Here is a 24,687-nt window from a genome sequence, read left to right as displayed (position 1 = left end):
GACTCAGCCCTCCTTACTCACCGTAGGCGGCAATCATCTCACCAAGGTTCTGAATAAGCTGCTCACACGCTGCACGGGTGACATTGGTGAAGCCATTGGTTTTCATGGCAATCTGCTGAACAAACTCTTCCTGGTCGGAATCCTTGTCCATCAGAGTCTTGCAGGCTTCCTTGAGTGCCTTAATCTGCAACTCATCAGCCTGTCCGTCAGTACCCGTCATTTCCTTCTTCGCTTCCTCACGCTCCTTCGGAGTGGCAGGTGCAGCAGACTTCTTTTTCTTCTCCTTCTTAGCCGTTTCCGGGTTCGGAGCAGGAATTTCTTCTTCCTCTGCCTGGTCATCAGAACCAAGGTTTGCGTCAATGTCATCGGGTTCAGTAATGTCCAGAACCGCCATCCATAGGTAACGGCGCAGGTAAGTGATAGAAGAGCCAAGAGCCTGCATAGGGTTGGTGACTTCCTTGCCTGCATTGCTCACAATCGGCTTCACCTCACGGTACGGAACACGGAACTTCATAGGTGCTTCCTCAATGTTGTCCACGTTGTAGACCTTCATCACAGCACCCTCATCCGTAAAATCAATCTCCGTGGTAAGACCCACACGGGCGAAGATACGGGTTGCAGGCGGCACAATGTCCTCCAATTCAAAATACTTGAACTCAAGGTGCATATTCTTACCCGACTTCTGTACCTTCTGATTCAGAAAGTACAGTCTTGCTTTCGCCAACTTCTGGCGCACGTTCATTGCTTCATAAATATTAGCCATTGCTAATGTCCTCCTTATAATTCGATGATTAAACCTCTGCGTATGTCCAATCTTCCGCAAGCATATCAGCCTGGGAAGCAAGCCAACCCATCTGAACCCCAGACGTACCTACAAAAGCGATAGCCTGGTTTCCGATTGCGTCATGCTCACAGTTCACAATCTTTCCGTCAGAAGTAACATAGGAGATACCAGACGCAAGCTGAATGTACTGCTTCTTTCCGTTCCAACCTTTACGGGATACCTTCTCACCACGCTTGAGAGCGGCAATCGCCCATCCGAAGTTACGCAGTTTCTTCATCTCGCTCACAGGTTTGTTGACGTTCTTCGACTCACCGTCCTCAACAACTTCCCAGTTACCGTTCATTACCCACAGCAGGTCACGCGGGAAGAGTACCGCAGACGGGACTTCGCCACCATCTTCAAAATGGTTGATGATTTCGCCCTTCTCATTCTGATACCAGTAGGCTTTCTTCCATGCAACCAACTTAATCTTCTTACCTGCTTTCAGTGCATTAGCCACTTCGCTATACTTCATTGTCTTATCCTCCTTAATCGAATAATTCTAAAGATTTCTTTTTTCAAGGAATTGATTCTCCTTGTATTCTTCCGGGGTGGTTTCACACCCAGGAACTCACGGATATTCTTCTGTGCCAGTTTCAGATACCAGTTACGGTCTACCACATCAATAGACAACTCATTATTGTTGTCTACCATGCAGTGAACTGGCAGACTGGGAACCTTTGCGTCCTTGCCTGTTACAGCGTGGGTCTTGTAGATGGTTCCATACCGTCTGTCTGCCGTGGCATATACTCTGTTGACTTTCTGTACGGGAACCTTATCTTCACCCACCATTTGATAGCACCCGGAATACTTACCTCCAACCTTTGCAATCACCTGGAAGTCCAGGATATTCTTACTTGCCATTATCGTTTCTTCTGGGTCTACACCCTTTACAAAGTAATCCTGGATTGCCCGTGCGACTATAACCGCATTGTTGTTGATATTCCATGCACCACCGCTCATGTTCTCCCAGGCAGGGAGTCCCATTTTGGTGAAGTCAATGTTTGCATTGGTTAGAATACCTCTAACCAGTGCGCCGCCCTTGACCTTCGGCTTGCCGTCACCCACAGGAACCTCAACGTAGTTGTTTACATCTCGCTGCACGATTTTCTGAATGAAATCCTCTTCCAGTTCAAACCCGGTTCTGTCCTGCCATTCCTGGGTAATTTCCTGCCATTTTGCTTCATCGGAGTTGTCGAAACTCACCATAATACCATCCGTGTTAAGCTGAATGATTTTCAGAGTCGGACACTCACTGACCAAGTGCATTGACAGTTCCAGTAGGAGAAGCTGTCCTGTGATACAAACTGAACGTCCCATCAGAGGGTCATACAGGTCATTGAAAGCCACGCCGTCTTTACCGTTAAGCATGGTTCCGTAGGTGGTGTTCAGTACCAGTTTCAAAGCGTTTGCCGTAACCTTATCCCCGGCTTTCTTCGCCTGTACTCTCTCTTCCAGGGTATCTACATATACCTGTGGGGATGGGATATTGCGGCTACAGAAGCCGTATTTCTGTCCCTTTGAGAGAGGAATGGTCATCAAGTGCGGATAATAACTTGCCACATCTTTGTTTCGGATTGACCTGCCCTCAGTAGCTTCTTCCACATAAGTAGGAATTGCACCGTGTATACCCCCGTAGGCTATCGTGCATTTGCACTCACCAATGGAGAAGTCCAGGGCGGCTCCCTTGTGCTTCACACCCTGTTCATCGTAGCCACCAAACAGAAGGTAGTTCGGAATGTTCGGGTCATGTAGCTTGTCAAAGAAGTCGAATACTTCCTGCGGAATGTACTGTCTGAGCAGCTTATCCGGGTACTGATAATCTCTTTCGTCTGTCCATGGCTTCTCTGGTTTCTGGGCTTGCAGGTACACGCTTGTCAGTTTGGCATTGGTCATGTACATAGCCTGCCTATCTGTCAGACCACGCTTCCTGCCTACAGCCGCTTTGTTGTCCAGATAACCTTGCCGCAACTTGAAAAGAATCTCCGTTGCGTCCACATCGTACTTACAGTAGTAAGTAGTCTGTGCCTTTTCTGATTCAGAGAGAACGTGGTCAACATTGAAATCAACCTCTGTTTCCTCAATCGGTATACCCAGGTGGGCTTCAATCCCTTTAAGGGATACACCGTCCTGGCAATCATCCTTGAGGTCGAAGCTGTCAAAATAGACTCGGTACTCTCTCAGAGCGGGAATGTCCCACCCGTTTAATTCGTGAACGATGATGAGGTCATTTATCTCCTTCACCTGTTCCGGGGTGAACCCACACATAACTGCCTTGAGTATGTGATTATCGTAGTGCTTGTTATTGAAGCCACCCAGATACGGGTTACGCTCCATGAAAGCCAGAACTTCATCATTGTCATTCCAGATAACCGTGTACTCTCCCGTGGCTACTTCTTTGAACACAAACAGCCAGTCATGGGCAAATACCTCACAGTCGAATATGTAGGTTCCCTCAACCATCGTTACACCGCCCTTCTTCCAGAGCCTTTTGTACCTGCAAGATTTCTTGTCTTGCCTGTACGCAGCGGCGAATCATTGACGCTTTGGAGTGTTCGGGAGGAATTACGCCCCACTTGTCGGGTTCGGCTCCCATACTCTCTTCTACGCCTGCCAGAAGAAGTTGAGCCGTAGTGAAGTGGTTCTTCACATTCTTCGTCATCTTCATCTTCGTAGTCCTCCAAGTCATACCACCAGTTATTTGCCCAGGAGAACAGTGCCAGGTATGCAGTACAAAGGACATTGATGAAGAGCATTGTCATCCCGTAGACTTCATCATCCAGAGCGCAGGCAGTGAACAGCCACGTTATGCCTACAATATATCCGATTGTTTTCAGAACTTTATTCTTCATGTCAATCTCCTATAAATTCGCACCCACACTTCCTGTAACTGGTGCAGCGTTGTTTGAAAGATTTCTGCAATGACCGTATGCAGTCAATATAGTCATAAGCTATCGGCTGCTCCTTACCGTCAAAGGTTCGGGCGATACGTCCTACGCTCTGAACTATCACCGCATAGTCTTTCTGGGGGGTTGTTAAGTACAACCTGTCCAGTCTGGGAATGTCCAGACCTTCTTTTGCCAGGGAATATGTTGCAAACAGATACCGTTTCTTGCCAGTCCTCATATCCTCAATAGCCTGTTCCCGTTCAGCTTTTCGCTTCTTACTGGTCATCTTTCCATCTATCACCGCTGCTTGCTCCCTTAGTTTCAAAGGTAACTGCTCATACAGGTATTTAAGATGGTCAACCCTTTCTGATAAAATCAGATTGAAATGCTCACGGTTCTCAACCAGGTCATCAAGAATAATCTTGTTTCGGCTTTCACATTCTGTGAGGTAGGTAATCATTTTGCAGTAGTTAATTGTGCCGTCACTGTTCAGATAAGCAGGACTCAGTTTCACGTCCGTACCTTTCGGCAGAACACTTACTGTCATAACCCTGGACTTCACTGCTTCATCTGGAACAGTCCATACTACTTGACCCAACATTGCGTAGGTTGCTTTTATCATGCCGTCCGAACGATGGACGGTTGCTGACAGCCCGAACTTATGTCTGGCACACAGCGTATTCAGTACCTTTGAGAACTGGGTTACCGCTGTAGGTGTACCGCTTACTCTGTGACACTCATCCACAATCACGCAGTCCCACTCATTTCTATATTTGTCTAAGTCCAATTTGCACATGGTCTGGATTGTGGCGAAGGTCATAGCCTTGCCGATATTAACCTTTCCTTCGGTTATCGTTCCCAGTAGTTCCGAATCAACATACTGTTCTGCACGGCTCTTGCTCTGCGTCAGCAGGTCTTTGGTATGTGTCAGCCAGAGGGTTTTTACCCCTAACGCACACGCCAGGGCAATTCCCATCTGGGTCTTACCAGACCCGGCAGGGGATTGTAGAATGCCGTAGTGGTTTATCAGCATTGCCGCAACTGCTTCTTCCTGGTAGTCATACAGCGGAACCTTGTCTCCGTAGTCAACCTTCTTCGGCTCTTTGAACAGCTTCTTCATATCTCCTTCCAGAAGCGGCAGGATTGCTCTCAGACACCCGAATGGGAGAATCAAGCTATTTCCATTTACCTCATAGAGATAAAGCGTTCGTGGGGTATTCCCAAGCCACAGGTGCATTCTGGCTTTTTTCTGATACTCTGGGTTTGTCATTTCCAGATTCTCTTTGCACCACTTAATCAGTTCGGGTGAGGGGTCAAGGATTTTCAATCGGCTCCCGATTTCTATAAACATCCATTTCCTCCAACCACTCTTGAAAGGTCTTGTACTCTGGAAACTCTGACTCTGTAATGCTGCCCTGCCCGTAAAGCTGCCGCAGACATAACTCATCGAAGTGAATCATATAAATCTGTCCATCATTCAGCTTCATAGCGAAGTAGCAATGCTCATTGCCCTGGGCTTCCCACATGGTCATAGCTGCTTCCTGGTTCGGCTCAATCCGAGATAACGGGAAGCGGTTGTTGGAACATACCTTGCAGTCAATCAAGACTGCTATGTTGTCCCGAACCGCAAGCACGTCTGCGGGTTGTCCTACCTGGTTCTGTGCCAGATTGTGCGCCCAGAAACCTTGCTCTGCCAGAAGTTCACACAGTTCCTCTTCAAAGTGGTTTCCCATTGTTTTGTTCACTTGCTTCATAGGCTTCTGCTCCCACTGCACCTCACAAGGAGGTGCAGATTAACGATTCTTGATTTTGAAAGCGGGGCGAACGCCATTAGAGGAAGAAGCGTAGTTGTTGTTCGCATTCCCAGTGTAGTTCACAAGAACGAAGTTATCGGCGGATTCTCTGACCTTGTTCATCAGCCAGTACCACTGCAAGTTCTCTTCCTTAGTGCCATCGAACGCCATACGGTTTCTGCGCTTCTTCATCGGCTTCCACTGTTTCACATACGGGCTTTCGTACTCACCGTAGTAGTTCTCACCGAAAATCTCCTTCTCAGTCGGCAGACGGAGCAGGTCACCGTTGTCGAACGGAGCCATCATATCCGTTAGTTCAGCCGGGAAGAGATTCAAAATCTCACCATTCAGCTTCTTACGCAGGTCACTCTCTTCGTAACCTCCTTCATTGGTACGGGTACTGTTCATCGGGTACTCACCAGGCAGGCAATCAACCAGGCAGAAAATCATGCCGTCCTCTTCCTGCTGCATAGCCATAGCCTGCACCTTCACACCGTCCGTGAGTTTGACCTTGATAATATCTCCAACCTTAAAAGTATCAACGTCAGACTTAATCATTCTTTTTACTTTCATTGTGTTTTCCTCCACTTGTACGGCTTACCGTATTTTTCTTGATACCAGATTTCAAACTTCTTGCGGTTTTCCTCATCTTTGAAGTATTCCTTTACCCTGTCAGCAAGGACAGAACAAAGTGCGCTTCCTTCTAATGTGCGAAGCATTAAGCCCCATCAACGAGGACGGAACCATTCTCATACTTGTCCAGAATATCTATGGACAATTCAATGATTGCGTCCGCTTTAGTACCGTTTCTGGTTCCCGAAATTACTGAACTCATCTCTGTCTTATCAGTCACAATACCCCTCAAGGCAAGCTGACCAATCAACCAGACGTAAGACAGCTTGTGCTTTTTAAGCCGCTCACGAATGTTTTCACATTCCTCCACGTTTCCGCTTCCTCCTTTCATATTAGAATCTTGTAAACTAAAGTTGACAACAGACTCTTCAAAGGTTATAATGAAGTTACCACACCCATATACCATTGAAAACTCTGCGGGGTAAAATTTACAGCCCGGAGGGGCTATTTCTTATACCCTGTAAACAACTTTTGTTGACATACTCAGTATAGTAGAGTTTTCCCAAATTGTCAACAGGTATTTTAGAGTTTTCCCAAATTTATTTTTAGGAGGGTTCTTATGGATACCTTAGAACGCATTTTGGAGTTACAAAAACAGTCTGGATTAACAGTAAAAGCCCTTGAAGCTGCTACAGGCATATCTAATGGCAGTTTTAGCAAATGGAAAAAGGGAACCTATGCGCCCAGTGCCGAAGCTGTACTAAGACTGGCTAAATATTTTCACGTTTCTACTGATTATCTATTCTGTTTATCTGATTCACCTTGCCCGAAAGTAGAGATTTCCCTAACGGAAGAAGAGCAATTACTGCTTGACGCATTTCGTTCCGCTACCCCACAAGGCAGATTCAACATTATTACCACCTGTATGTGTGAGAAGCGAAAAGGGGACAACGAAAGTGTCGGGTAATTGATTTCATAGAATGGAGGAAGAACCATGTATGAGGATATAAAAACAGCCTGCCTATACGTTAGATTCTCAAGCCATAACCAGACTGAGCAATCTATTGAAGGGCAGACCCGTGTTTGCCGTGACTTCTGCAAGCGGCATAATATTAGAATTGTAGAGATATATGCTGACAGAGCCACATCTGCCAGTAAGGATATAGAGAAGAGAGTCCAGTTTCTCAAGATGATAAAGGACTCTGAGAAGGGCTTGTTTGACGCTGTAATCGTATACAAACTTGACCGCTTCGCCCGTTCCCGGTATGACTCAGCCACCTACAAATATCGCTTGAAGCGTAACGGGGTGCAGCTTATATCTGCCACAGAGAATATTAGCAATGACCCGGAAGGTATCATTCTTGAATCCGTGCTTGAAGGTATGGCTGAGTTCTACAGTGCCGAACTATCCCAGAAAATTAACCGTGGTATGAGAGAGTCAGCCTATAAACATAACTCTATAGGAGGGGCAGTCCCTCTGGGATATAAGATTGAAGATAAGAAACTGGTAATAGACCCTAAAACGGCTCCCATTGTAAAAGAAGCCTTTGAGAAATATGCAGACGGAGAAACGGTTGCTGAAATCTGCCGCCAGTTTAATGCCCGTGGGTACAAGACCTCAAAGGGTACAGCTTTCGGAAAGAGTTCTTTCACCAAAATATTCCGCAATGAGAGATACATCGGAGTTTACACCTTCCATGACTACCGGGCAGAGGACGCTATACCTGCTATTATTGACAAAGACCTCTGGGACAGGGTGCAACTTAGAGTCGGCAAGATTAAAAATGCACCTGCCCGGAACAAAGCAAAAGTAGTCTACCTGCTTAGTGGTAAAATCTTCTGCGGACATTGCGGCAGTAAAATGAACGGGAATTGCAATGCGGGAAATTACTATTACTATCAGTGTTATGGGAAGAAAAATGGTAATGTTGACTGCAAGAAAAAGAACATCCGTAAGGAGTTCATAGAAAGACTGGTTGCCCAGGACGCTCTATCACTCCTTACGGATGAATATATAGAACAGATTGCTACTATTGCCTGTGAGAAGAATCAGCATGAGATTGAACTGGATTCAGCCCTCCCAACAATCCGTGACCGTATTCACCAGGTAGACTTATCTCTCAACAATCTTCTTAAAGCTATTGAATCTGGGTCAGCCCCGGATATGCTTGTGAAGCGTATGGGTGAATTAGAGAAAGAAAAGAAAGACCTGCAAGAACAGGCTAAGAAAGAATCTGAGGATATTGTTGAACTGGACAAAGCCCAGGTTATCTATTGGTTAGAACAATTCCGTGGCGGCAGTATTGAAGATGAAGAGTTCTGCCGTATGCTCATTGACCTTTTCGTAAACTCCGTCACTGTATGGGATAAGGACGATAACACTTACAAGGTCACCGTTGCTTATAATCTAACCTCTTTACCGACAAAAACGTACCGCCTAAACAAAGGCGGCACGTTGTCGGATTTCACTTCCAATGCACCTTGTTTGAAGATTCCCCACAGATGATCACACCAGTGCCAGATAATCTGAGCTGTACAGCCTGAAAATCTCCGTCTCTGGTTTTGAAATTGATATCTCAGCAAAACCGATACTCGCTTAAGAAATCCAGCCCGCATGGTGTATATTTTTCAATTTTAACGTATCACAGATTCTGCTTCTTCAAAACCCCTAATATCAAATTGCTTCTACATCACCATTTACTACCACATATTCATCTTGCGGTTTCAGCTTCATCTTCCGGTTGAGATACTTCTCAATGTTAAAAGTATTCTTCTTATCATAATCGGCAGTGAGATAATAGTTCGGATGCTTTGTCAGATCGTACTTTTCAGACAGGAAAGGCCGGACACCACGTAGCTGCAGAATACATTTGGAGCCATCCAGCACAGCAAGCTCATCGACGGAAAGAAGATCGTGGCCCAGCTTCTGGTAATTCAAGCTGTGGGATTCTTCGCGCCCCCTGCTCTCACCAGTGTTGTAGGTATCAATCGTCTCCTTACCAAGTGCCTGATTCAGCTCCTTCAGTGTCGTCGGTTCTGTTCCACCCAGGAAGATCCGGGAATCCATGTTGCCGATAATCGTATCTGCATTATCTTTGTAGATTGCCTTCAGCTGGGACTGTGCCTGAAGCACAAGACAGGCTGAGATCTCGCGGCTTCGGATTGTCGCAACCAGCTTCTCCAGATTCGGGATCTGTCCGATATTGGCTGCTTCGTCGATCAGGCAACGTACATGAACCGGAAGCCTTCCGCCGTATACGTCATCCGCCTTCTCGCAAAGCAGATTGAACATCTGCGTGTAGATCATGGCAATCAAGAAGTTAAACGTTGCATCAGTATCCGACATGATGAGAAAAAGCGCTGTCTTCCGGTCTCCCAGCGTATCCAGTTCCAGTTCATCATACATGGTGATATCCCGAACTTCCTGAATATCAAATGGAGCCAGACGGGCGCCACAGCTCACAAGTATACTTTTTAACGTTTTGCCGGCTGCCATCTTAAACTTCACATACTGACGCACGGCAAAGTGACTTGGATTCTTCTCCTTAAGTTTCTCAAAGAGAATATCCACCGGATTCTGATAGTCTTCATCATCTTCCCGGACATCCATTGAATTGAGCATTTCCAGAAGCGTTGCAAAGTTCTGCTCTTCCTCCGGAGCTTCATAGTGGATATAGCCGATCAGCGCTGTATAAAGCAATGTCTCCGCCTATAGTGATAGGTAACCCTTTGAAGTAATCTCCGGGTTTTCCCCCACTTCACACCGGACATGCGACTTTCACCGCATCCGGCGTTCCATCGATCGTTTTTACAAGCATTTAATCAGTCACCAAAATAGCTTTTTAATCTATAGCCGCCAGACCAGCCTGCTCTCGCAGTCTGTTTACCTTTGAAACTTGCTTCTTCGTCATGTTGAGCGTTTTGGTTAAGGCTTTGAGCTTTGCCGCGTCTGATGTTTCCAACAGCGGCAGATACCGATAATGCAGGAGCGTCATGTTTTGATAGCGTTCCTGACCGCCGTTTTTCTTTGGCATTTTCAGCCGACAGGCGATTTCGGATGCATTTCCGAATTCCTCTCCGCTGACCGCACATTTGCCGCCTTGGGCAGAGAATAAAGAAATTCTGCTGTCGGCGTATTCTGTGCTGTGTCCGCCCGATGCCATCGACCGTAATCCTTCAAGAACAAATGGGTTCAATCGGAGATTCGTGTGTATTGGCTTTCTGCCTTTTGCCGTGTAACTACATACGGCAGACCGCTTCGAGTGTGGTATCTTGTTTTTCACGAATGCAAGCGGGTAGATCGGTTGATCGATCCCGGCAACGTAGCGCACCATTTTCGACCTTCCGTATCGCTCCTTCTCCGTCTGGGTCATAGTTCCGCCCTCGCGTTGAAGCCTGCACCCTTTCTCTGAATTCAGCCTGTTGGTAAGAACGGTCATTACCTGCCTGTGGATGATCCTGCAATCAAGACTGATGCAGGTGGCGATCTCGAAGTAGTTCTGGATGCCCATCACCATCGAGTTGTAAGTCCGGATTTCTCCTAATGGCGTTTTGCCTTCGGATGGTCTGGCTATTCTTTTTGCCTGTTCCACGAGCTTTTCCCGCTCTATCCCAAACTTCTTGTCACATATGTGGGACTGTACAGTGTATTTCTTTGCTTTCTGTCTGACCCGTATCTTGAACCCAAGGAATTCCGAATAGCGTTTTCTCACATTCACTATCCGTGTTTTCTCCGGGGAAACTTCAAGCCGCAGTCTTTCTTCAAGCCACTGCGTCACAGCTTCCGTTGTCTTTACAGCATCATCCTTCGAGCGGCAGAAGATTCTGAAATCGTCAGCATATCTTACGATATACATTTCCTTCAGATTTGTGCTCTTCATGGCTCTGTACCCGTGGCTCTTGTCGAACACCTCGTTTTTACCGATTGTCCTGTATCTTCCTCGGGCTACAGCCACCGGATTGTTCTGCCATTGGCTCTCTACCCAGTGATCCAGTTCGTTCAGCACGATGTTTGCCAGTAGCGGCGAGATGATGCCGCCCTGCGGCGTGCCTTTGTCCGGTAGGATAGTTGTGCCGTCCGGCATGCGAATCGGCGCAGTCAGAATCCGCTTTATTACAAATATCAACTGCTTGTCCCTGATTCCCATTGCCCATATCTGTTTGATCAGCTTGCTGTGATTCACGTTGTCGAAAAAGCCCTTAATGTCGAACTCAATGACGTAGTGAAGATGCGTCACCTGCATCAGCGAATAAGTCCTCGCTATGGCATGCTCCACCGATCGGTTCGGTCGAAAGCCGTAACTGTTGTCGCTGAACTGAGCTTCACAGATCGGTTCCATGACTTGCTTAATACATTGCTGTATCAACCTGTCCCAGATGCAAGGGATGCCGAGCGGCCTTGTTTTGCCGTTCGGTTTCGGGATGTCTTTGCGTCTGACCGGTTTGGGCCGGTAGCCGTGCCGACTCCCTGTGACAATAAACCTCACTTTCTCCACGACTTCTTCGGGAGTCCTGCTCCCGATGTCTGTAATGTTTCTGTTGTCTGTGCCTGCCGTGTAACTTCCTCCGTTGGTCTTGATATTCCGATAGGCAAGCAGGATATTTTCGCGCCGCAGGATGATCTCCATCAGGTTTGTAAATATTTCCCCGCTCTTGCTTTTTCGGTAAAGCTCATCAAAGACCGGTTGCATGCCGTAATACTCTGCATGCCGAAGGTCGTCAACACATAGACTCTTTGCTTCTCCTGGCATAAGGCATCACCTCCTCTCAGAGAGTGACCCTTTTGGTCTTACTCGAATCCTTATCCTGGACTGAATAATGCCTGCTTAGACCAACCGACTGGTGACCATCCCTCTTTCCCCCATTACAGGGGCTGTCATAGGTTCGATCACGGCTTTTCAGCACCGGTTCACCTGCTTATTGTTCTTCGTCAGGCTATTCCTTGCGGAACCCGGTACCTTTCCACGTTCCGATAGTTCTATCTGTACATACGCGCCTTTAGGTTCCCACTATAGTCCTGTCGGCTTGCCTGTGCCTGTAACACAGCATGGTCGTTCATAGGAAAAATTCTTACTAAACCACACCGACTGCGCTTTAACGCACCCCGGCATTTCTACCGGGTCTTCTTTTAGACCTGTACATTCGCAGGTTCGTCAGTCCGCCCGCCAAGGCGAACATTCTAACCATGGGCGTCTTGTAGACCCTTGGCCTATAGGCAGCACACCCCACCTCTGGGGCGCTTTCGCCGGCATTGGCTACCGGTTCGGCTGCTCTCGGCCGTTGTCGCGGGGCTTCATACAAGAGCCTTTACAGCTGATGCATGCCCGCCGAGGGCAGGCGTTTCAGGGCGTTACCCCATCATTTCACCTGTCAAACTATCAGTTATCCACGCAACATAGTTGCGTGTCCGCCAGCTTCTTACCGCTGGCGAACGTGTCGCACTGGTCCAGAATTCATCACCTGCCTTCCCTTCTCCCTTGGTGTTAGCAATCAATGCTGTCACAAGCTTCAGGATGTCCTTCTCGGAATGGATATAGGCAAACGGGTTATACTTCATAGACTTCTTGAAGTTAATCGTATTGAAAACCTTAATGACATACGGTTCCCGGATCACCTTCCCGTTCTTGTCCTTCAGAGGATTTCCCCTCTCATCAAGCTTCGGTGCGCCGTGCAATAGGGCATTCCCGCACTCGACCAGAACACTTCCTTTCGGATCTGTGACTACATAAGAACTATGCATTTGGAGCAGATTCGGTTTCAGCCAGAATCTTGTCTTACCGGAACCAGATCCGCCGACGATCAGCACATTCTTATTCCGGGCATTTCCGGGATTCTTCGGACGGTTGCTCATCATCAGCCATTCCGTCTTCGTCAGTATCACATTATTCTGAAAAACAGGATCTTCAAACGGTTCAATATCTTTATGAGTTCCCCACCTTGCCGATCCATATTCGGTGTTGTGACGGAATTTTTTTGCATTCTTTCCTCTGAGATAGACAGCCAGCCGGAACATACATCCGCAGCAGATCCCGATTATGAGATCCAGTGGATAGAAGCTTGGAAGCGGATTGCCGAACGCCGTTCCGAGAGTAGTCATCAGCGATAAGACTTTCTCTGAGGCATTGCTACCTTCTGCCAGCCGCCAGGCCTCTCCAAAGTTTGTGCAGACAAGTCCGAAGATGACATATGGCAGATTCAGGATCAGCATTTTCTTTCGATCATTTACATTTATATTGATCACCTCTTCTTTCTCTACAGGGAATGTTCCTGTTCCTTGTTCCGTACTTTGTTCGGAATTGCTGCGACAATTGCCTTCAGCTTGGTCAGCTGTTTCAGCAGAGAAGGACGTTCCCTATGTCGAAGCTGCTTCTTTGTGTAATCCTCTACAATAGCCGTCAGCGCATCTGCATCCTTTGCCTTGAAGAAGATTGTGTATTTCGGTGGCGCCTGACTCTTATCCTTGGTCACAGCGAAATCTACACCATATTTCCTTGCTACATGCTCAAAGTCCCGGATCCGGCTGTCATCCAGCGGAATGCTGCTGACGCCCTGATTCTTACCAATCAGTTTTTTCACCGTCATCCGGCCATGCGGCCCTTCCGCTTCCTTTGCCAGTTTCTGATTTTTTACTTTTGCCCGGTGATTCAGGTATGCCTTGATTCCTGATAGAATTGTGTGCACAGAAAGACGGGTTGTTGTGACAGCAAGGTTAACGCTTCGGTTTTCGATTTCTTCCTGCATAGAGTCTCCTTCCCGCAACACGGTATGCATAACTCAATAAGTCTGCATAACACTTCAGCCTGTCTTTTTCCTTCCTGCATGAAAGCAGTTCTTGATATTTCCCCAGTCTCTCTTTCATGCGTCAAAGTTCTCCTCTCCTGCCAGTGCAAACATATATGCCGCTTCTCCCTGGTCACGAACGATGCGGACCATCTTCATCGTTTCCAGTCTTGCCATAAGGATTTCAGCATCCGTCAGCGGTAAAATCATTCCTTCCGAGTCCGCTTTGAAAATCTGTATGGGACCATCGATATAGTCCTGATCATCAATGGAGAAGAGATCATATTCTGAATAGCTGAACAGAAGATCGGTATCACCAAGACCTGTGATAATCTCATCATCATCGTCTTCATCTCCTTCGTAATCTATAAAGGCCCGAAGTGGATATTCGAAAATGTTGCCGTCCGGATATATCACAAGACAGCCGGTTTTTTCTTCCTTGCCCGAGATTTCCTTCCTGATTCTGTTACCGATAGACAGGCTTAATTCCGCATAAGCCTGAATCAAAGCTCCCAGATCATCTGTAACTTTTTCCATTCCCAGCAAACATTTCTGTGCAGCATCATATCTTTCAATCATTTCATCGTCCTCCATTGCAAAACTGTAGTTATCTCTGAACATATTTCTGTCTCCTCAAAGTGCTGGCTCATCCTTTTTTCGTGCTGCCTTCTCGGCAGGTGATTTAGCCGCAGCTTTATTTGAGGAAAGATCTCCAAGGACAGAGTGCCTGCTTTCCTTCTCCTGGGCTTTCCGTTCCTGATAATGCTCTCCGATCTCCAGCTTTCTCTCCGCAGCATCATAGTGATAGACGTTATCGGAAAGCCGATCCTCCATGGCAACTTCCGTCCGGTTAACCTCATGAACGACCTCTTTGAGATCTTTCAGTGTAAACAGAGGGTCTTCCTTCATCAAAAGCACTTCGTGGCGAGAGGAAGGAAGAACGTACAGATTCCCGCCGATCTCCTGCGCTGCTTTCTGCATAAAATCCGGATACAGCATCACTGCCGCGCCGTTGTTCATATCCTGCATGGATGCAACAAAGATCTTTGCTGAAAAACTGTCTTCCGGACTATCCTGTCCAAAAAGGTATGACGGAAGCGGTGCTGCTTTACCCGGGAAATTCTTCTCCGATGCTTCAATAGCGTCTTTCATAAACTGTTCCTGATTGATCCCCATGGCATCCAGACCGACGGCTGTTACCAGAAGTGATTTGACAGATCCGTCCTCCTGCGGTGCCATAAGATGTGCGACCACCGACAAGTCCTCGAACTCCTTGTGTGCTGCCACCTGAAGAAATTCCTTGTTGTAATCCGTTGAGATAACCGATATCCGAACTTTCTTCAAAAAATCGCTGTACTGCTCATTACTGATGTGTTTTTCATTCATGTTATTTTCTCCTCTCCTTGCATCAAAAAAGGACGTTCAGCATTTATCTCTGACGTCCTCATCGCTCCTGATCTCTATTCCGTTTTCTGGTCCATTGTGCCAGCAGCTTCAGGATTGTGTCCTGCATCTGCTTCGGCGTATACGACTTTGGAAAATATTTCCGCAAATCGCTTGTATCAAATACTACCCGGTCCATCGGGCTCTTCTTGTCCTCATCCATAACGCTCTGCATCAGGTCTTCGGTACATCGTCCTTCCTGACTGGCTTTCTTTAGTCGCTGCGTCTGAGAGAGCGATGGGGATGTCTGTGCAGATTCCATAGCCGTCAGGAATTCTTTCTGTTCCTCCGGCTTCAAGTAGGAAAGCTCAACTGCCGGATTAAAAGCGAGCTTTTTGTTATCCACCATATCGAGCAACTCCGGAATCAGATTGTTGAGACGCATATAGCGCTGGACCTGAGTACGACTCTGTCCGGTATTTTCTGCTACCTGTTGACGGGCATCTAACTTTTGTCCAACTTGGACAGAAGTTAAATCGGTACGTTGTCCCTGATGTTTCAAAGCTTCCATCTTCATCTGATAAGCTTTTGCCCGTTCACTGGGCAGAATGTTTTCTCGCTGCAGGTTGGAATCAACCATAAGAATGGTCGCTGTGTCATCATCCATCTCCCGGACAATAACTGGCATCGTCTCTTTTCCTGCTAGCATCGAAGCATATCTTCTGCGATGTCCGGAGATCATTTCATATTCCCCATTTTCCAATGGTCTGACGATCGCCGGAACCAGAACGCCATACTGCTTAATGCTTTCAGCGGTCTTTTTCATTTCCTCATCATTGACCACCTTGAATGGATGAGCTTTAAACGGGTGAATCTTATCGAGTGGCACCATCACTACATGTTCTCCGGTATCCTGTCTGTCTTCTTCCGTTTTGAAGATGTCATCGTAGCTGTTCAAGCTGATGTTTGCGCCTTTTTTCGGCATTCTTCAGCACCTCCTTTGTCATATCCTCATACGCTGCCGCCACCTTTCCTTTCGGATCATAGGCAAAGATACTTTTCCCTTCTGCACTGATTTCTGCTGCTCGGGTCGATCTCGGGATCACGGAATCAAAGACCTTAATCCGTGATCCATATGTTTCCCGGATCAGATTTGAAATATCTTTGGCGTAATTAGTTCTGCCGTCCACCATCGTAAGAAGGATTCCTTCAATCCGAAGCTTTGGATTGATCTGCCTTTTCACCTTGTTTACTGTCTGCAGAAGCTGCTCAAGTCCTTTGGCGGACAGATAATTCGCCTGCACCGGGATCAGCGTCGTATCGGCCGCTGTAAGTGCATTCACTGTCAGCATCCCAAGACTTGGCATACAGTCGAGAAGCACATAATCATACTTTTCCTTGATCGGTTCCAGGAACTGCTTCAGCATCCTCTCTCGGTTCATCGTATTGACGAGTGCAACTTCAAGTCCGGCAAGGGCAATATTGGACGGGATCAGGTCCACACCTTCTTTCTGATGCAGGATCCCTTTTGTTAGATCAACTGTCTGCTCATTGATGGAAGCTGTCAGAAGCTCCGTCAGCGTCAACGGCAGTTCATCCGGTCTAGGGTATCCCAGGCAGATCGTCAGTGATGCCTGCGGATCACAATCAACAAGCAGCACCTTCTTTCCCGCATTCGCCAGTCCAATACCAAGATTCTCCACAGTGGTCGTCTTGGCTGTTCCTCCCTTCTGATTGACAACAGCCATTACCGTTGGTTTCTCTTTCATCCTCTCCTCCTTTCGCTATTCCTTCGGATGACTCATGTCGTAATGCACTTTCGCGTCATAGTAATGGTCAATCGTCAGTGGTGCGTTATACAGCGTTGTCAGCATATATGCCCGGATATTGCGGATGTCAGATATCTGGTCATGGAAACAGTCGAGAATATACTGGACATGGCTATAACCAAGCTTCATGATCCGGGATTTCACGACTTCCGAAGGCATATCCTCACCATTTACCCGGATCGTAGGTGCTGTGCTGCACATGATGTCTACACAGGTCTCCAGAATCTCATTCACTCTTCCCTGATCGAACTTGTAATACGGATCGTCCTTAAAACAGTCAATTTCCAGCTGATCACGGAAATACTGCTCATACTGCCTTCTCTTTTCCATTGGATCTGACTTCACAGGATCATGAGATATCCCATCATATCCATCTATCCGGTCTGTTTCCGGGTGAGGTCCTTCTCCGGAATATATACACTGTGATGGATAGATTGGATTATTCTTATTCATTTCAGTTTTATTAAACTCAGTCTTATTAGTGTGTGATTCGCACATTTCAAGAGATGCGGTTTTCACATCTCCAGAAGTGTGATTTTCACATTTCTTGAAATGTGATTTCGAAGATTTCTGTGGATAACTTGTTGAAAACTTCAGCACATAAATCAGAGACGGCTTTCCCAGTCCCTGGCGTTTTCTTTTGATCAGCCCTGCTTTCTGTTCCAGTTCCTGCAGAAGCTTTCCTGCTTTCTGATTGCCGCATTGCAGATCCGACATAATGTCTTCGACCGTATAAATGATGTATGCCCTGTTCAGATCATCGAACCAACCGTTCTTCATCGACAGGGACAGGCGATCCAGCATCAGGCCATACAGCAGCTTTGACTCGCAGGAGATTTCCCTGAACTGTTCACCGGTGATCAGTGCCTTCGGTATCCGATAGAACAGATACTGCTCGGCATCTTCCCGACCATAGAAATAATCAAACGGCATCGTCTTCCTCCTTTCGCTTTGTGAAAACAAAAAAGAGCGCCAGTCCATTCTTTCCGTTCAAAGAATGAGCTGACGCTCTATGTAAAATTGATGTCGTTTAATTTACGTCAAAATGTGACAGACTGTGACAAAAGATTTTTCCCGGCTGTTTCACCAGCAAAATTCTCCTGTCTGATACCTCTTCGTGAGATCTATTATTACCGAAAATCTGTCAAGGATCCCGGTCTGTTTTTGCCTCCAAAACAGGCGAAAATTATCCACTTTTGTAACTTTTTGGGGTCGAAAATGGCCTGTTATCCACTTTGTAACTGACTTTTTTGTTACAAATTGAGACAAACTGGGGCAAAAAATCCGAGATATTTTTGGGTATGAAAAAGCCGCGCAAACGGCTTGTTTACGCGGTTTTTCAGGTGTTTGCAACAATCGATTAACGCTTGCTGAACTGCGGTGCACGACGAGCTGCCTTGAGACCGTACTTCTTTCTCTCCTTCATGCGCGGATCTCTTGTAAGGAATCCAGCCTTCTTAAGAACCGGTCTGAAATCCTCATCCATCTCGCACAGAGCTCTTGCAATACCATGACGGATTGCACCAGCCTGTCCGGTATATCCACCACCGCGTACGTTTACAAGAACATCCAGCTTGCCCTCATTCTGAGTGGCAACCAGTGGCTGATTTACAATGGACTTAAGAGTGTCCAGTCCGAAATACTCGTCCAGGGATCTCTTGTTAATGGTAATCTTACCTGTACCAGGCATAATATAAACTCTTGCTACAGAACTCTTTCTTCTGCCTGTGCCGTAGTTTCTGTTGTTAGCCATTTAGATATCCTCCTTAAAATGTAAGCTCAACCGGCTGCTGTGCCTGGTGCTTGTGCTCTGGTCCAGCGTATACAAATAACTTCTTGTACATCTGTCTGCCTAAAGGTCCATGAGGGAGCATACCCTTAACAGCGTTCTCGATTACCTTCTCCGGCTTCTTAGCCTTGAGATCCTTAAGAGTGGTTTCCTTCATTGATCCAACGTACTTTGAGTGTGTACGATAAATCTTCTGGTCCAGCTTCTTACCGGTCACAGTAATCTTATCTGCATTTACTACGATAACGTAATCTCCGCAGTCAAGGAACGGTGTGTAAGTTGGCTTGTTCTTACCACGAAGAACGGAAGCGATTTCTGATGCAAGACGTCCTAATGTCTTGCCCTCTGCATCTACTACATACCACTTTCTGTCAATAGTAGAAGCTTTTGCTACGTATGAATTCATAACAACCTCCTGATGTGGGGCTACCTACTCTGGTCTCATTCTCTAAAAGACTGATTTCAGTATTTAATGTAGCCCGGGCACTGAAGCCCTGCTTATAAGTATCATGCTGCCATATGCAACAGCCTTTTAATAATACTCGGATTTTCCGTGTGTGTCAATTGTTTTTGGTGGCACTTACCAGCTTTGTTTTTTGGTTTTTTGATAATACGTATCGACGTTATCGGCGCCGTATCAGCATTCTTAAAAGCATGATCGAAACGCGATTTAAACGTGCGGTAAGGGTGTATCCTGATAAACCAGCTTCACAAGCGTAAGCCCCTTCGCCGGCGCCGTCCTGCCCGCGGCTCTCCTGTCCCGTTGACTCAGGATATCGGGAATGTCCTCAGGCTTTCGCTTGCCCGTCCCGACCTCCAGTAATGTCCCGGCGATGATACGGATCATGTGATACAGAAACCCATTGCCGGAAATCCGGATCCGAAGCTCACCACCTGAGAACTCCGGGGATGTTGCACAGCCTGCGACAGATTTCTGCCCGTCTCCGGCAGCATTGACCATTTGCCCTGCGGAGGCATTCGGTTCAAAAGCACCTTCCTCCGGCGAGATACGGCAGATGTCAATATGATAGATCTCTCGTACCGCGTCTCCGCCCCGTTGAAACACCTGAGAATCAGGATTTACAAAGCTACGGAAGTCATGCACACCGATGAGATATCCCGCTGCCCTCTGCATGGCGTAAAGATCCAGAGGGAACGAAAAATTGTAACAATACAGCCGCTTCAGAGGATCCGGAACTCTGTTATTGTCAATCCGGTATTCATAAATCTTGGTATGCGGCTGAAATCTTGGATGAAAGGCTTCCGGTACCTCCTCCGAAGCTATAATCCGGATATCTTCTGGAAGATAGCGGTTAAGCGCCGGTGTAAAATTCGGCGCCGGGATTGTGGACAATGTATCAAATACTGCAACATTGCCGCGGGCATGTACTCCGGCGTCGGTCCGGCTTGCCCCGATCAGCTCCGGTATTTCATTGGGAAGCAGGCTCCGGATTGCCGCCTCCAGCTTCCCTTCTATCGTATCGTCACCCTCGGTCTGATTTTGCCAGCCGTGATAGTTTGTCCCGTCATAGGCAATCGTTAGCTTGATCCGTCTCATACCGGCACTCCCGGCACCATCCGCAGGATAACACAAATCACAAGATATAACGCAATGACAATATACGCGATTCTGTCCCTTCTCTCATAGTGCAGAGGTTTCATCTTGGTTCTGCCCTCACCGCCCCGGTAACATCTTGCCTCCATTGCCATGGCAAGGTCATTTGCTCTCCGGAAGGCACTGATAAACAGCGGTACCAGTATCGGCACCATCGCCTTGGCTCTCTGTATGATGTTTCCGGACTCAAAATCCGCACCACGCGCCTGCTGCGCCTTCATGATCTTATCCGTTTCCTCAACGAGGATCGGGATAAAGCGAAGCGCGATCGACATCATCATGGCAATTTCATGTACCGGCACACCGACCCGTTTTAATATGCCAAGTCCCTTTTCCAGCCCGTCTGTGAGCTGGTTCGGTGTCGTCGTAAGTGTCATAAGCGAGCTGCCAAGTACGAGCAGGATCAGTCTTACACCCATCATCAACGCAATCCGAAGTCCCTCTCTCGTTATCCTTAAAAAACCGAACCTCACAAGTTCTGTACCAGGTGTCAGAAACAGATTAAAGCTGACTGAAATCAAAAGCACAATGATGATACTTTTTAAGCCGCGTGTCATAAACCGGAAGGGTACCCGTGAGAGTTTTACAAGCACTGCCAGCACGAGCGCAGCGATGAGGTAGCCTGTGAAGCTGTTCATCACAAAAAGCGAAATCAGATAAATGAGTGTAGCTAGCAGCTTTACACGCGGATCAAGGCGGTGAATCACCGAGTCCACCGGATAGTACTGTCCTAAGGTGATATCCCTGAGCATCAGCGCACCTCCTTCCCAAGCTTGCCGCCGGCTTCCTTATAAAGCTTGAGGATCGCATCTCTCATTTCATCTACGGTATCGGGTCGTGATTCAAAGCGAATGCCTATATCCTTTAATTCATGCACAAGATACGTAATCTGCGGCGCGCCGAGACCCATGGTCTCAAGCTCCTTATACCGGCGGAAAATCTCCTCCGGCGTACCTGTCATCTTAAGCTCTCCGTGATCCAGCACCAGCACCTGATCTGTGTATCTTGCCACATCATCCATCGAATGTGACACCAGAAGGATCGTCATACCCTCCTCATCATGCAGTGCACGAATCTGCCGGAAAAGGTCATCTCTTCCCTCCGGGTCAAGCCCTGCCGTAGGCTCATCCAGGATCAGAACCTCCGGACGCATCGCAAGCACCCCGGCAATGGCAGCCCGCCGTTTCTGACCTCCGGAAAGCTCAAACGGTGACTTCTCCCAGGTCTCCTCCGGGAGTCCGACCATTCGCAGAGCTTCCTCCGCACGTGCCTTAGCATCAGTATCACTGAGTCCCTGATTTCTGGGCCCAAACATAACATCCGAAATTACATCCACCTCAAACAGCTGATACTCCGGATACTGGAAAACCAGACCAACCTTAAAGCGCAGCTCCTTCATGTTAAATCCATCGGCATAGATATTCACAAATCCATCCGCATCCGCAGTTGGCTGCACAGCCCCGCTCTGATCCTTAGCGACTTTTTTATCTGTCACAAAAAGATGGCTCTTGTCCCGGAAATTTACAAGGATACTGCCTTCTGTCGCTTTAATGAGACCATCTAAATGCTGCGTCAGCGTAGACTTGCCGGATCCGGTGTGACCGATGATGCCTACGATTGAGCCACGCTGAATGTCAAAGGAAACATCCTTCAGCGCATAGCTCTCCATTGCGGTACCCTGCTGGTAAACATGACTGAGATGCTGTACCCGGATCACCGGATCTGTAATATCCATGTGCCTTGGTGTGTCCTTAACAAAGTCCGGATTAAAATCTGCCTGCTTTGGCAGGAGTCTGGAAAGACGGTCCAGAAGCTCTTGCCGGGTGAGAATGCTCTCGTCCAGCATCGGCATCCCCGCCTGCTTCAGTTTCCATGCAAGCTCCGTCATCTCCGGGACATCCATCCGGATCTTTTTCAGCTCCTCCACATGAGAGAAAACCTCCCGCGGTGTGCCATCCATCACAATCCTGCCCTGATCCATGACGATGATACGGTCTGCACCTACCGTTTCTTCCATATAGTGTGTAATCAGTATGATCGTAACGCCACGTTTTTTATTCAATTCGGTAATCGTACAGATCACCTCACTGCGGCCGTTAGGATCCAGCATGGCAGTCGGCTCATCCAGTACGATGCACTTCGGGATCATCGCCATAGTTCCGGCAATGGCTACCCGCTGCTTCTGTCCCCCGGAAAGGCGATTCGGAGACTTCAGGCGATAGGCAGTCATGTCGACTGCTTCCAATGCATTGTTTACCCGTATCCAAATCTCCTCTGTTGGAATCCCTATGTTTTCAGGTCCAAATCCCACGTCCTCCTCGACAACGGATGCGATAATCTGGTTATCCGGATTCTGAAAAACCATACCGGTGGATTTCCGGATGTCCCATATTTCCTGCTCGTTTTTTGTGTCCTTACCACTGACAAGGATGGTTCCTTCGCTTGGCAGATTAAGACCATTGATGAGCTTGGCAAATGTCGATTTTCCGGAGCCATTATGACCAAGGATACAGACAAAGCTGCCTTCTTCGATTTGTACACTCATATCATCCAAAGCTCTGGTTTTCTCAACGACCTTATCGTTTTCATCTGTTCTTACATAGTCAAATGCAAGATGCAGAGCGTCTATTATTTTCAAATCTTTACCTTTCCGGTGCTGCTTCTCTTATGAGAATGTAACCCTGCGATTGTAGCTCATTTTCCATTGTATCCTAGTAATGTACTAAGAAACACATAAAAAGTAAATATGAAAGTCCGTCTATAGAATTACTGCATTGAATTTACTGCAATGAATTAAGCTACGTTAAACTTCATACATATGATGCCACTATACGCTTGATCGTATCAGTGGATCCATCTACCGTCCTTGGCGAGTGCGAAGCCGTCTACCGTCTCGGAGCGCGCCATTTGTCCATCACTCTTAAAGTAATAATACTGTTCGATTCCACTTGCATCCTTGATGCCTGCCCATCCGGTCTTCATGTGACCCTTGTCATCAAAATAATAGGTCTTGCCATTGATATCCGCCATCATGCTTTGGAACATGCTGCCTTCATTCGCATCCTTTGTCGGATTGAAATAATACCAGGTATTGTCAATCAGCCTCCAGCCGGTTTTCATGTCGCCATTATGCGGATCAAGATAGAACCATCTGCCATAAGCATTTTTGTACCAGCCGGTTTCCATCTGCCCCTGTGTATTAAAATGATACCACTTGCCCTTCCAACTCAGCCATTGACCAACGATCGGCTGACCGTTAGGATAGCGGAAATACCATGTATTGCCGGACTGGTACCATCCGACTAGCGTGGAAGTATTTTGTGAACTGCCATTTCCTGCATTACCGGATCCATTGGTGCCTGCAGCAGCATTACCGGGATCCGCGGTAATATGCGTAGTATCATATTTTCCAGTGCCGTTAGATTTATTGGAGTCGGTGATGCTCAAAACATTAGACTCTATTTCCTCAGAACGGCTTCCATATTTTTTCTGCCAGTCTGTATACGGTATTGTACGCACGGTAAAGGTATAATCTCCACTCCTTGTCATCCACGGATAGAGATTTGCATTTATGGTATTGGTAGTAATCTTTACAACGGTACTGCCTTCCCGCTTTAACGTAACCTCATAATATCCTGATGTAACGGTCGGGGCGTTCCAGGACGCCATGCCAAGAGCATTATCACTCCATGTGGCATCACTTGGCGCATCATAGTCACCTGTAACTGCAGGGATTGTGAATATTACTTCCAGCTCATCTGCACTGATCCTCCGCGCACTGACAAAATCTCCACCGGATACGGTGACGTTGGATGCGGTATATGCACCGGAGAAGCGATAGATAATTTCATCCCCGTTACTTTTTTCCTTGGAGCCTGCAGATAGATATACAGCAACCTTGGGAGAAGCGCCGACCTTAAGATAAGAGGAATCGTTGTCATAATGCCAGGTAACATCGGAAACCTCGTACCGGTTCTGGTCCGGCACAGAAACATATGTGTCATTTAACTCCGGATACTGGGTACCGCTCTCATACTCCAGGTTTTTGAGATAATCGTCTACAATGATTTTTACACTGCTTATGGTGCTGTAGCTGTTTCCTGCAAAAGATGTCATAGGAAGCATTATGTAAGACAATGCCAGAGCAAGCGCAATAGATATCAGACGTTTTTTCATATCAATCTCCTTATACCACACGACTTATATCACACGACG

At 47.2% G+C, this 24,687-nt stretch carries 23 protein-coding genes and 2 pseudogenes; 2 read left to right on the top strand and 23 right to left on the bottom strand.

Annotated elements, in window-relative coordinates; all coding sequences use genetic code 11:
* Positions 1–13: 13 nt before the first annotated feature.
* From ACTNEN_RS03930 to ACTNEN_RS03895, 8 genes are all read right to left on the bottom strand, one after another.
* Positions 14–763 carry an ERF family protein gene (locus ACTNEN_RS03930; protein ID WP_441204772.1) on the bottom strand — a complete coding sequence of 250 codons (750 nt, stop codon included), beginning with the start codon at positions 761–763 and terminating at the stop codon, positions 14–16.
* Positions 764–791: 28 nt separating this feature from the next.
* Complete coding sequence (locus tag ACTNEN_RS03925) at positions 792–1,298, bottom strand: Thoeris anti-defense Tad2 family protein (protein ID WP_441204771.1); 507 nt, start codon at positions 1,296–1,298, stop codon at positions 792–794.
* Positions 1,295–3,286 (bottom strand): DNA polymerase elongation subunit (family B), encoded by a 1,992-nt coding sequence (locus ACTNEN_RS03920; protein ID WP_441204770.1) that lies wholly within the window; start codon positions 3,284–3,286, stop codon positions 1,295–1,297. Before ACTNEN_RS03920 ends, ACTNEN_RS03925 begins: the two co-directional genes overlap by 4 nt.
* A 2-nt stretch (positions 3,287–3,288) precedes the next feature.
* Positions 3,289–3,675, bottom strand: a complete 387-nt coding sequence (locus ACTNEN_RS03915; RefSeq protein WP_441204769.1) for a hypothetical protein — start codon at positions 3,673–3,675, stop codon at positions 3,289–3,291.
* 1 nt (position 3,676) lies between these two features.
* The gene (locus ACTNEN_RS03910) at positions 3,677–5,062 is read right to left on the bottom strand and encodes a DEAD/DEAH box helicase (RefSeq protein WP_441204768.1); all 1,386 of its coding nucleotides are present in this window, start codon (positions 5,060–5,062) and stop codon (positions 3,677–3,679) included.
* Positions 5,025–5,465, bottom strand: coding sequence for a Holliday junction resolvase RecU (locus ACTNEN_RS03905; protein ID WP_015552394.1), 441 nt, complete (start codon positions 5,463–5,465; stop codon positions 5,025–5,027). Before ACTNEN_RS03905 ends, ACTNEN_RS03910 begins: the two co-directional genes overlap by 38 nt.
* Positions 5,466–5,504: 39 nt before the next feature.
* Positions 5,505–6,062 carry a DUF6273 domain-containing protein gene (locus tag ACTNEN_RS03900; protein WP_441204767.1) on the bottom strand — a complete coding sequence of 186 codons (558 nt, stop codon included), beginning with the start codon at positions 6,060–6,062 and terminating at the stop codon, positions 5,505–5,507.
* A gap of 160 nt (positions 6,063–6,222) precedes the next feature.
* On the bottom strand, positions 6,223–6,447 hold the full coding sequence (locus ACTNEN_RS03895) for a hypothetical protein (protein WP_441204766.1): 225 nt from the start codon (positions 6,445–6,447) through the stop codon (positions 6,223–6,225).
* 249 nt (positions 6,448–6,696) lie between these two features.
* Between ACTNEN_RS03895 and ACTNEN_RS03890 the strand changes: the two genes are divergently transcribed.
* Together ACTNEN_RS03890 and ACTNEN_RS03885 are read left to right on the top strand one after the other, a co-directional pair.
* Positions 6,697–7,044: a helix-turn-helix domain-containing protein gene (locus ACTNEN_RS03890; RefSeq protein WP_119204444.1), complete on the top strand. Its 348-nt coding sequence runs from the start codon at positions 6,697–6,699 to the stop codon at positions 7,042–7,044.
* A 27-nt stretch (positions 7,045–7,071) separates the two neighbouring features.
* Positions 7,072–8,583, top strand: coding sequence for a recombinase family protein (locus ACTNEN_RS03885; protein WP_441204765.1), 1,512 nt, complete (start codon positions 7,072–7,074; stop codon positions 8,581–8,583).
* 168 nt (positions 8,584–8,751) lie between these two features.
* Here the strand turns inward: ACTNEN_RS03885 and ACTNEN_RS03880 are convergent.
* The 15 genes and pseudogenes from ACTNEN_RS03880 to ACTNEN_RS03810 form a co-directional block, all read right to left on the bottom strand.
* A pseudogene (locus tag ACTNEN_RS03880) lies at positions 8,752–9,786 on the bottom strand (VirD4-like conjugal transfer protein, CD1115 family); the annotation flags it as partial.
* A gap of 133 nt (positions 9,787–9,919) precedes the next feature.
* Entirely contained in the window at positions 9,920–11,827 is a 1,908-nt protein-coding gene (ltrA, locus tag ACTNEN_RS03875; RefSeq protein ID WP_441204764.1) for a group II intron reverse transcriptase/maturase, read from the bottom strand.
* Positions 11,828–12,513: 686 nt separating this feature from the next.
* Positions 12,514–13,284 (bottom strand): annotated as a pseudogene (locus tag ACTNEN_RS03870) (type IV secretory system conjugative DNA transfer family protein); the annotation flags it as partial.
* Between the two features lie 44 nt (positions 13,285–13,328).
* Entirely contained in the window at positions 13,329–13,817 is a 489-nt protein-coding gene (locus tag ACTNEN_RS03865) for a PcfB family protein (RefSeq protein ID WP_441204763.1), read from the bottom strand.
* 114 nt (positions 13,818–13,931) lie between these two features.
* Entirely contained in the window at positions 13,932–14,477 is a 546-nt protein-coding gene (locus tag ACTNEN_RS03860; RefSeq protein ID WP_441204762.1) for a hypothetical protein, read from the bottom strand.
* 12 nt (positions 14,478–14,489) lie between these two features.
* Positions 14,490–15,242 carry a DUF5688 family protein gene (locus tag ACTNEN_RS03855; protein WP_441204761.1) on the bottom strand — a complete coding sequence of 251 codons (753 nt, stop codon included), beginning with the start codon at positions 15,240–15,242 and terminating at the stop codon, positions 14,490–14,492.
* 58 nt (positions 15,243–15,300) lie between these two features.
* Positions 15,301–16,224: a ParB/RepB/Spo0J family partition protein gene (locus ACTNEN_RS03850; RefSeq protein WP_441204760.1), complete on the bottom strand. Its 924-nt coding sequence runs from the start codon at positions 16,222–16,224 to the stop codon at positions 15,301–15,303.
* Positions 16,181–17,008, bottom strand: a complete 828-nt coding sequence (locus ACTNEN_RS03845; RefSeq protein ID WP_441204759.1) for a ParA family protein — start codon at positions 17,006–17,008, stop codon at positions 16,181–16,183. Before ACTNEN_RS03845 ends, ACTNEN_RS03850 begins: the two co-directional genes overlap by 44 nt.
* Positions 17,009–17,023: 15 nt before the next feature.
* A complete protein-coding gene (locus tag ACTNEN_RS03840; protein ID WP_441204758.1) occupies positions 17,024–18,001 on the bottom strand; it encodes a DUF6017 domain-containing protein in 978 nt (325 codons plus the stop codon).
* A gap of 427 nt (positions 18,002–18,428) precedes the next feature.
* Positions 18,429–18,821 carry a 30S ribosomal protein S9 gene (gene rpsI / locus ACTNEN_RS03835; RefSeq protein ID WP_441204757.1) on the bottom strand — a complete coding sequence of 131 codons (393 nt, stop codon included), beginning with the start codon at positions 18,819–18,821 and terminating at the stop codon, positions 18,429–18,431.
* 13 nt (positions 18,822–18,834) lie between these two features.
* Positions 18,835–19,263 (bottom strand): 50S ribosomal protein L13, encoded by a 429-nt coding sequence (gene rplM, locus ACTNEN_RS03830; protein ID WP_441204756.1) that lies wholly within the window; start codon positions 19,261–19,263, stop codon positions 18,835–18,837.
* Positions 19,264–19,527: 264 nt separating this feature from the next.
* Complete coding sequence (locus tag ACTNEN_RS03825; RefSeq protein ID WP_441204755.1) at positions 19,528–20,415, bottom strand: tRNA pseudouridine synthase A; 888 nt, start codon at positions 20,413–20,415, stop codon at positions 19,528–19,530.
* On the bottom strand, positions 20,412–21,224 hold the full coding sequence (locus tag ACTNEN_RS03820; protein ID WP_441204754.1) for an energy-coupling factor transporter transmembrane component T family protein: 813 nt from the start codon (positions 21,222–21,224) through the stop codon (positions 20,412–20,414). The genes ACTNEN_RS03825 and ACTNEN_RS03820 overlap by 4 nt, the downstream gene beginning before the upstream one ends.
* The gene (locus ACTNEN_RS03815; RefSeq protein WP_441204753.1) at positions 21,224–23,110 is read right to left on the bottom strand and encodes an energy-coupling factor transporter ATPase; all 1,887 of its coding nucleotides are present in this window, start codon (positions 23,108–23,110) and stop codon (positions 21,224–21,226) included. Before ACTNEN_RS03815 ends, ACTNEN_RS03820 begins: the two co-directional genes overlap by 1 nt.
* A 206-nt stretch (positions 23,111–23,316) precedes the next feature.
* Positions 23,317–24,648, bottom strand: coding sequence for an N-acetylmuramoyl-L-alanine amidase family protein (locus tag ACTNEN_RS03810; protein WP_441204752.1), 1,332 nt, complete (start codon positions 24,646–24,648; stop codon positions 23,317–23,319).
* Positions 24,649–24,687 lie beyond the last annotated feature (39 nt).

Source organism: Oribacterium sp. HCP28S3_H8 (assembly GCF_052064775.1).
Taxonomy (GTDB): domain Bacteria; phylum Bacillota; class Clostridia; order Lachnospirales; family Lachnospiraceae; genus Oribacterium.
This window is presented reverse-complemented; position numbering and strand designations above follow the sequence as displayed.

Excerpts from the sequence above, each read along its gene's own strand:
- ACTNEN_RS03850 (WP_441204760.1), bottom strand. The coding sequence starts at position 16,224 with ATGCCGAAAAAAGGCGCAAACATCAGCTTGAACAGCTACGATGACATC.
- ACTNEN_RS03925 (WP_441204771.1), bottom strand. The coding sequence starts at position 1,298 with ATGAAGTATAGCGAAGTGGCTAATGCACTGAAAGCAGGTAAGAAGATT.
- rplM (WP_441204756.1), bottom strand. The coding sequence starts at position 19,263 with ATGAATTCATACGTAGCAAAAGCTTCTACTATTGACAGAAAGTGGTAT.
- rpsI (WP_441204757.1), bottom strand. The coding sequence starts at position 18,821 with ATGGCTAACAACAGAAACTACGGCACAGGCAGAAGAAAGAGTTCTGTA.
- ACTNEN_RS03825 (WP_441204755.1), bottom strand. The coding sequence starts at position 20,415 with ATGAGACGGATCAAGCTAACGATTGCCTATGACGGGACAAACTATCAC.
- ACTNEN_RS03885 (WP_441204765.1), top strand. The coding sequence starts at position 7,072 with ATGTATGAGGATATAAAAACAGCCTGCCTATACGTTAGATTCTCAAGC.
- ACTNEN_RS03915 (WP_441204769.1), bottom strand. The coding sequence starts at position 3,675 with ATGAAGAATAAAGTTCTGAAAACAATCGGATATATTGTAGGCATAACG.
- ACTNEN_RS03865 (WP_441204763.1), bottom strand. The coding sequence starts at position 13,817 with ATGCAGGAAGAAATCGAAAACCGAAGCGTTAACCTTGCTGTCACAACA.
- ACTNEN_RS03930 (WP_441204772.1), bottom strand. The coding sequence starts at position 763 with ATGGCTAATATTTATGAAGCAATGAACGTGCGCCAGAAGTTGGCGAAA.
- ACTNEN_RS03855 (WP_441204761.1), bottom strand. The coding sequence starts at position 15,242 with ATGAATGAAAAACACATCAGTAATGAGCAGTACAGCGATTTTTTGAAG.
- ACTNEN_RS03810 (WP_441204752.1), bottom strand. The coding sequence starts at position 24,648 with ATGAAAAAACGTCTGATATCTATTGCGCTTGCTCTGGCATTGTCTTAC.
- ACTNEN_RS03905 (WP_015552394.1), bottom strand. The coding sequence starts at position 5,465 with ATGAAGCAAGTGAACAAAACAATGGGAAACCACTTTGAAGAGGAACTG.
- ACTNEN_RS03910 (WP_441204768.1), bottom strand. The coding sequence starts at position 5,062 with ATGTTTATAGAAATCGGGAGCCGATTGAAAATCCTTGACCCCTCACCC.
- ACTNEN_RS03820 (WP_441204754.1), bottom strand. The coding sequence starts at position 21,224 with ATGCTCAGGGATATCACCTTAGGACAGTACTATCCGGTGGACTCGGTG.
- ACTNEN_RS03845 (WP_441204759.1), bottom strand. The coding sequence starts at position 17,008 with ATGAAAGAGAAACCAACGGTAATGGCTGTTGTCAATCAGAAGGGAGGA.
- ACTNEN_RS03840 (WP_441204758.1), bottom strand. The coding sequence starts at position 18,001 with ATGCCGTTTGATTATTTCTATGGTCGGGAAGATGCCGAGCAGTATCTG.
- ACTNEN_RS03920 (WP_441204770.1), bottom strand. The coding sequence starts at position 3,286 with ATGGTTGAGGGAACCTACATATTCGACTGTGAGGTATTTGCCCATGAC.
- ACTNEN_RS03900 (WP_441204767.1), bottom strand. The coding sequence starts at position 6,062 with ATGATTAAGTCTGACGTTGATACTTTTAAGGTTGGAGATATTATCAAG.
- ACTNEN_RS03860 (WP_441204762.1), bottom strand. The coding sequence starts at position 14,477 with ATGTTCAGAGATAACTACAGTTTTGCAATGGAGGACGATGAAATGATT.
- ltrA (WP_441204764.1), bottom strand. The coding sequence starts at position 11,827 with ATGCCAGGAGAAGCAAAGAGTCTATGTGTTGACGACCTTCGGCATGCA.
- ACTNEN_RS03890 (WP_119204444.1), top strand. The coding sequence starts at position 6,697 with ATGGATACCTTAGAACGCATTTTGGAGTTACAAAAACAGTCTGGATTA.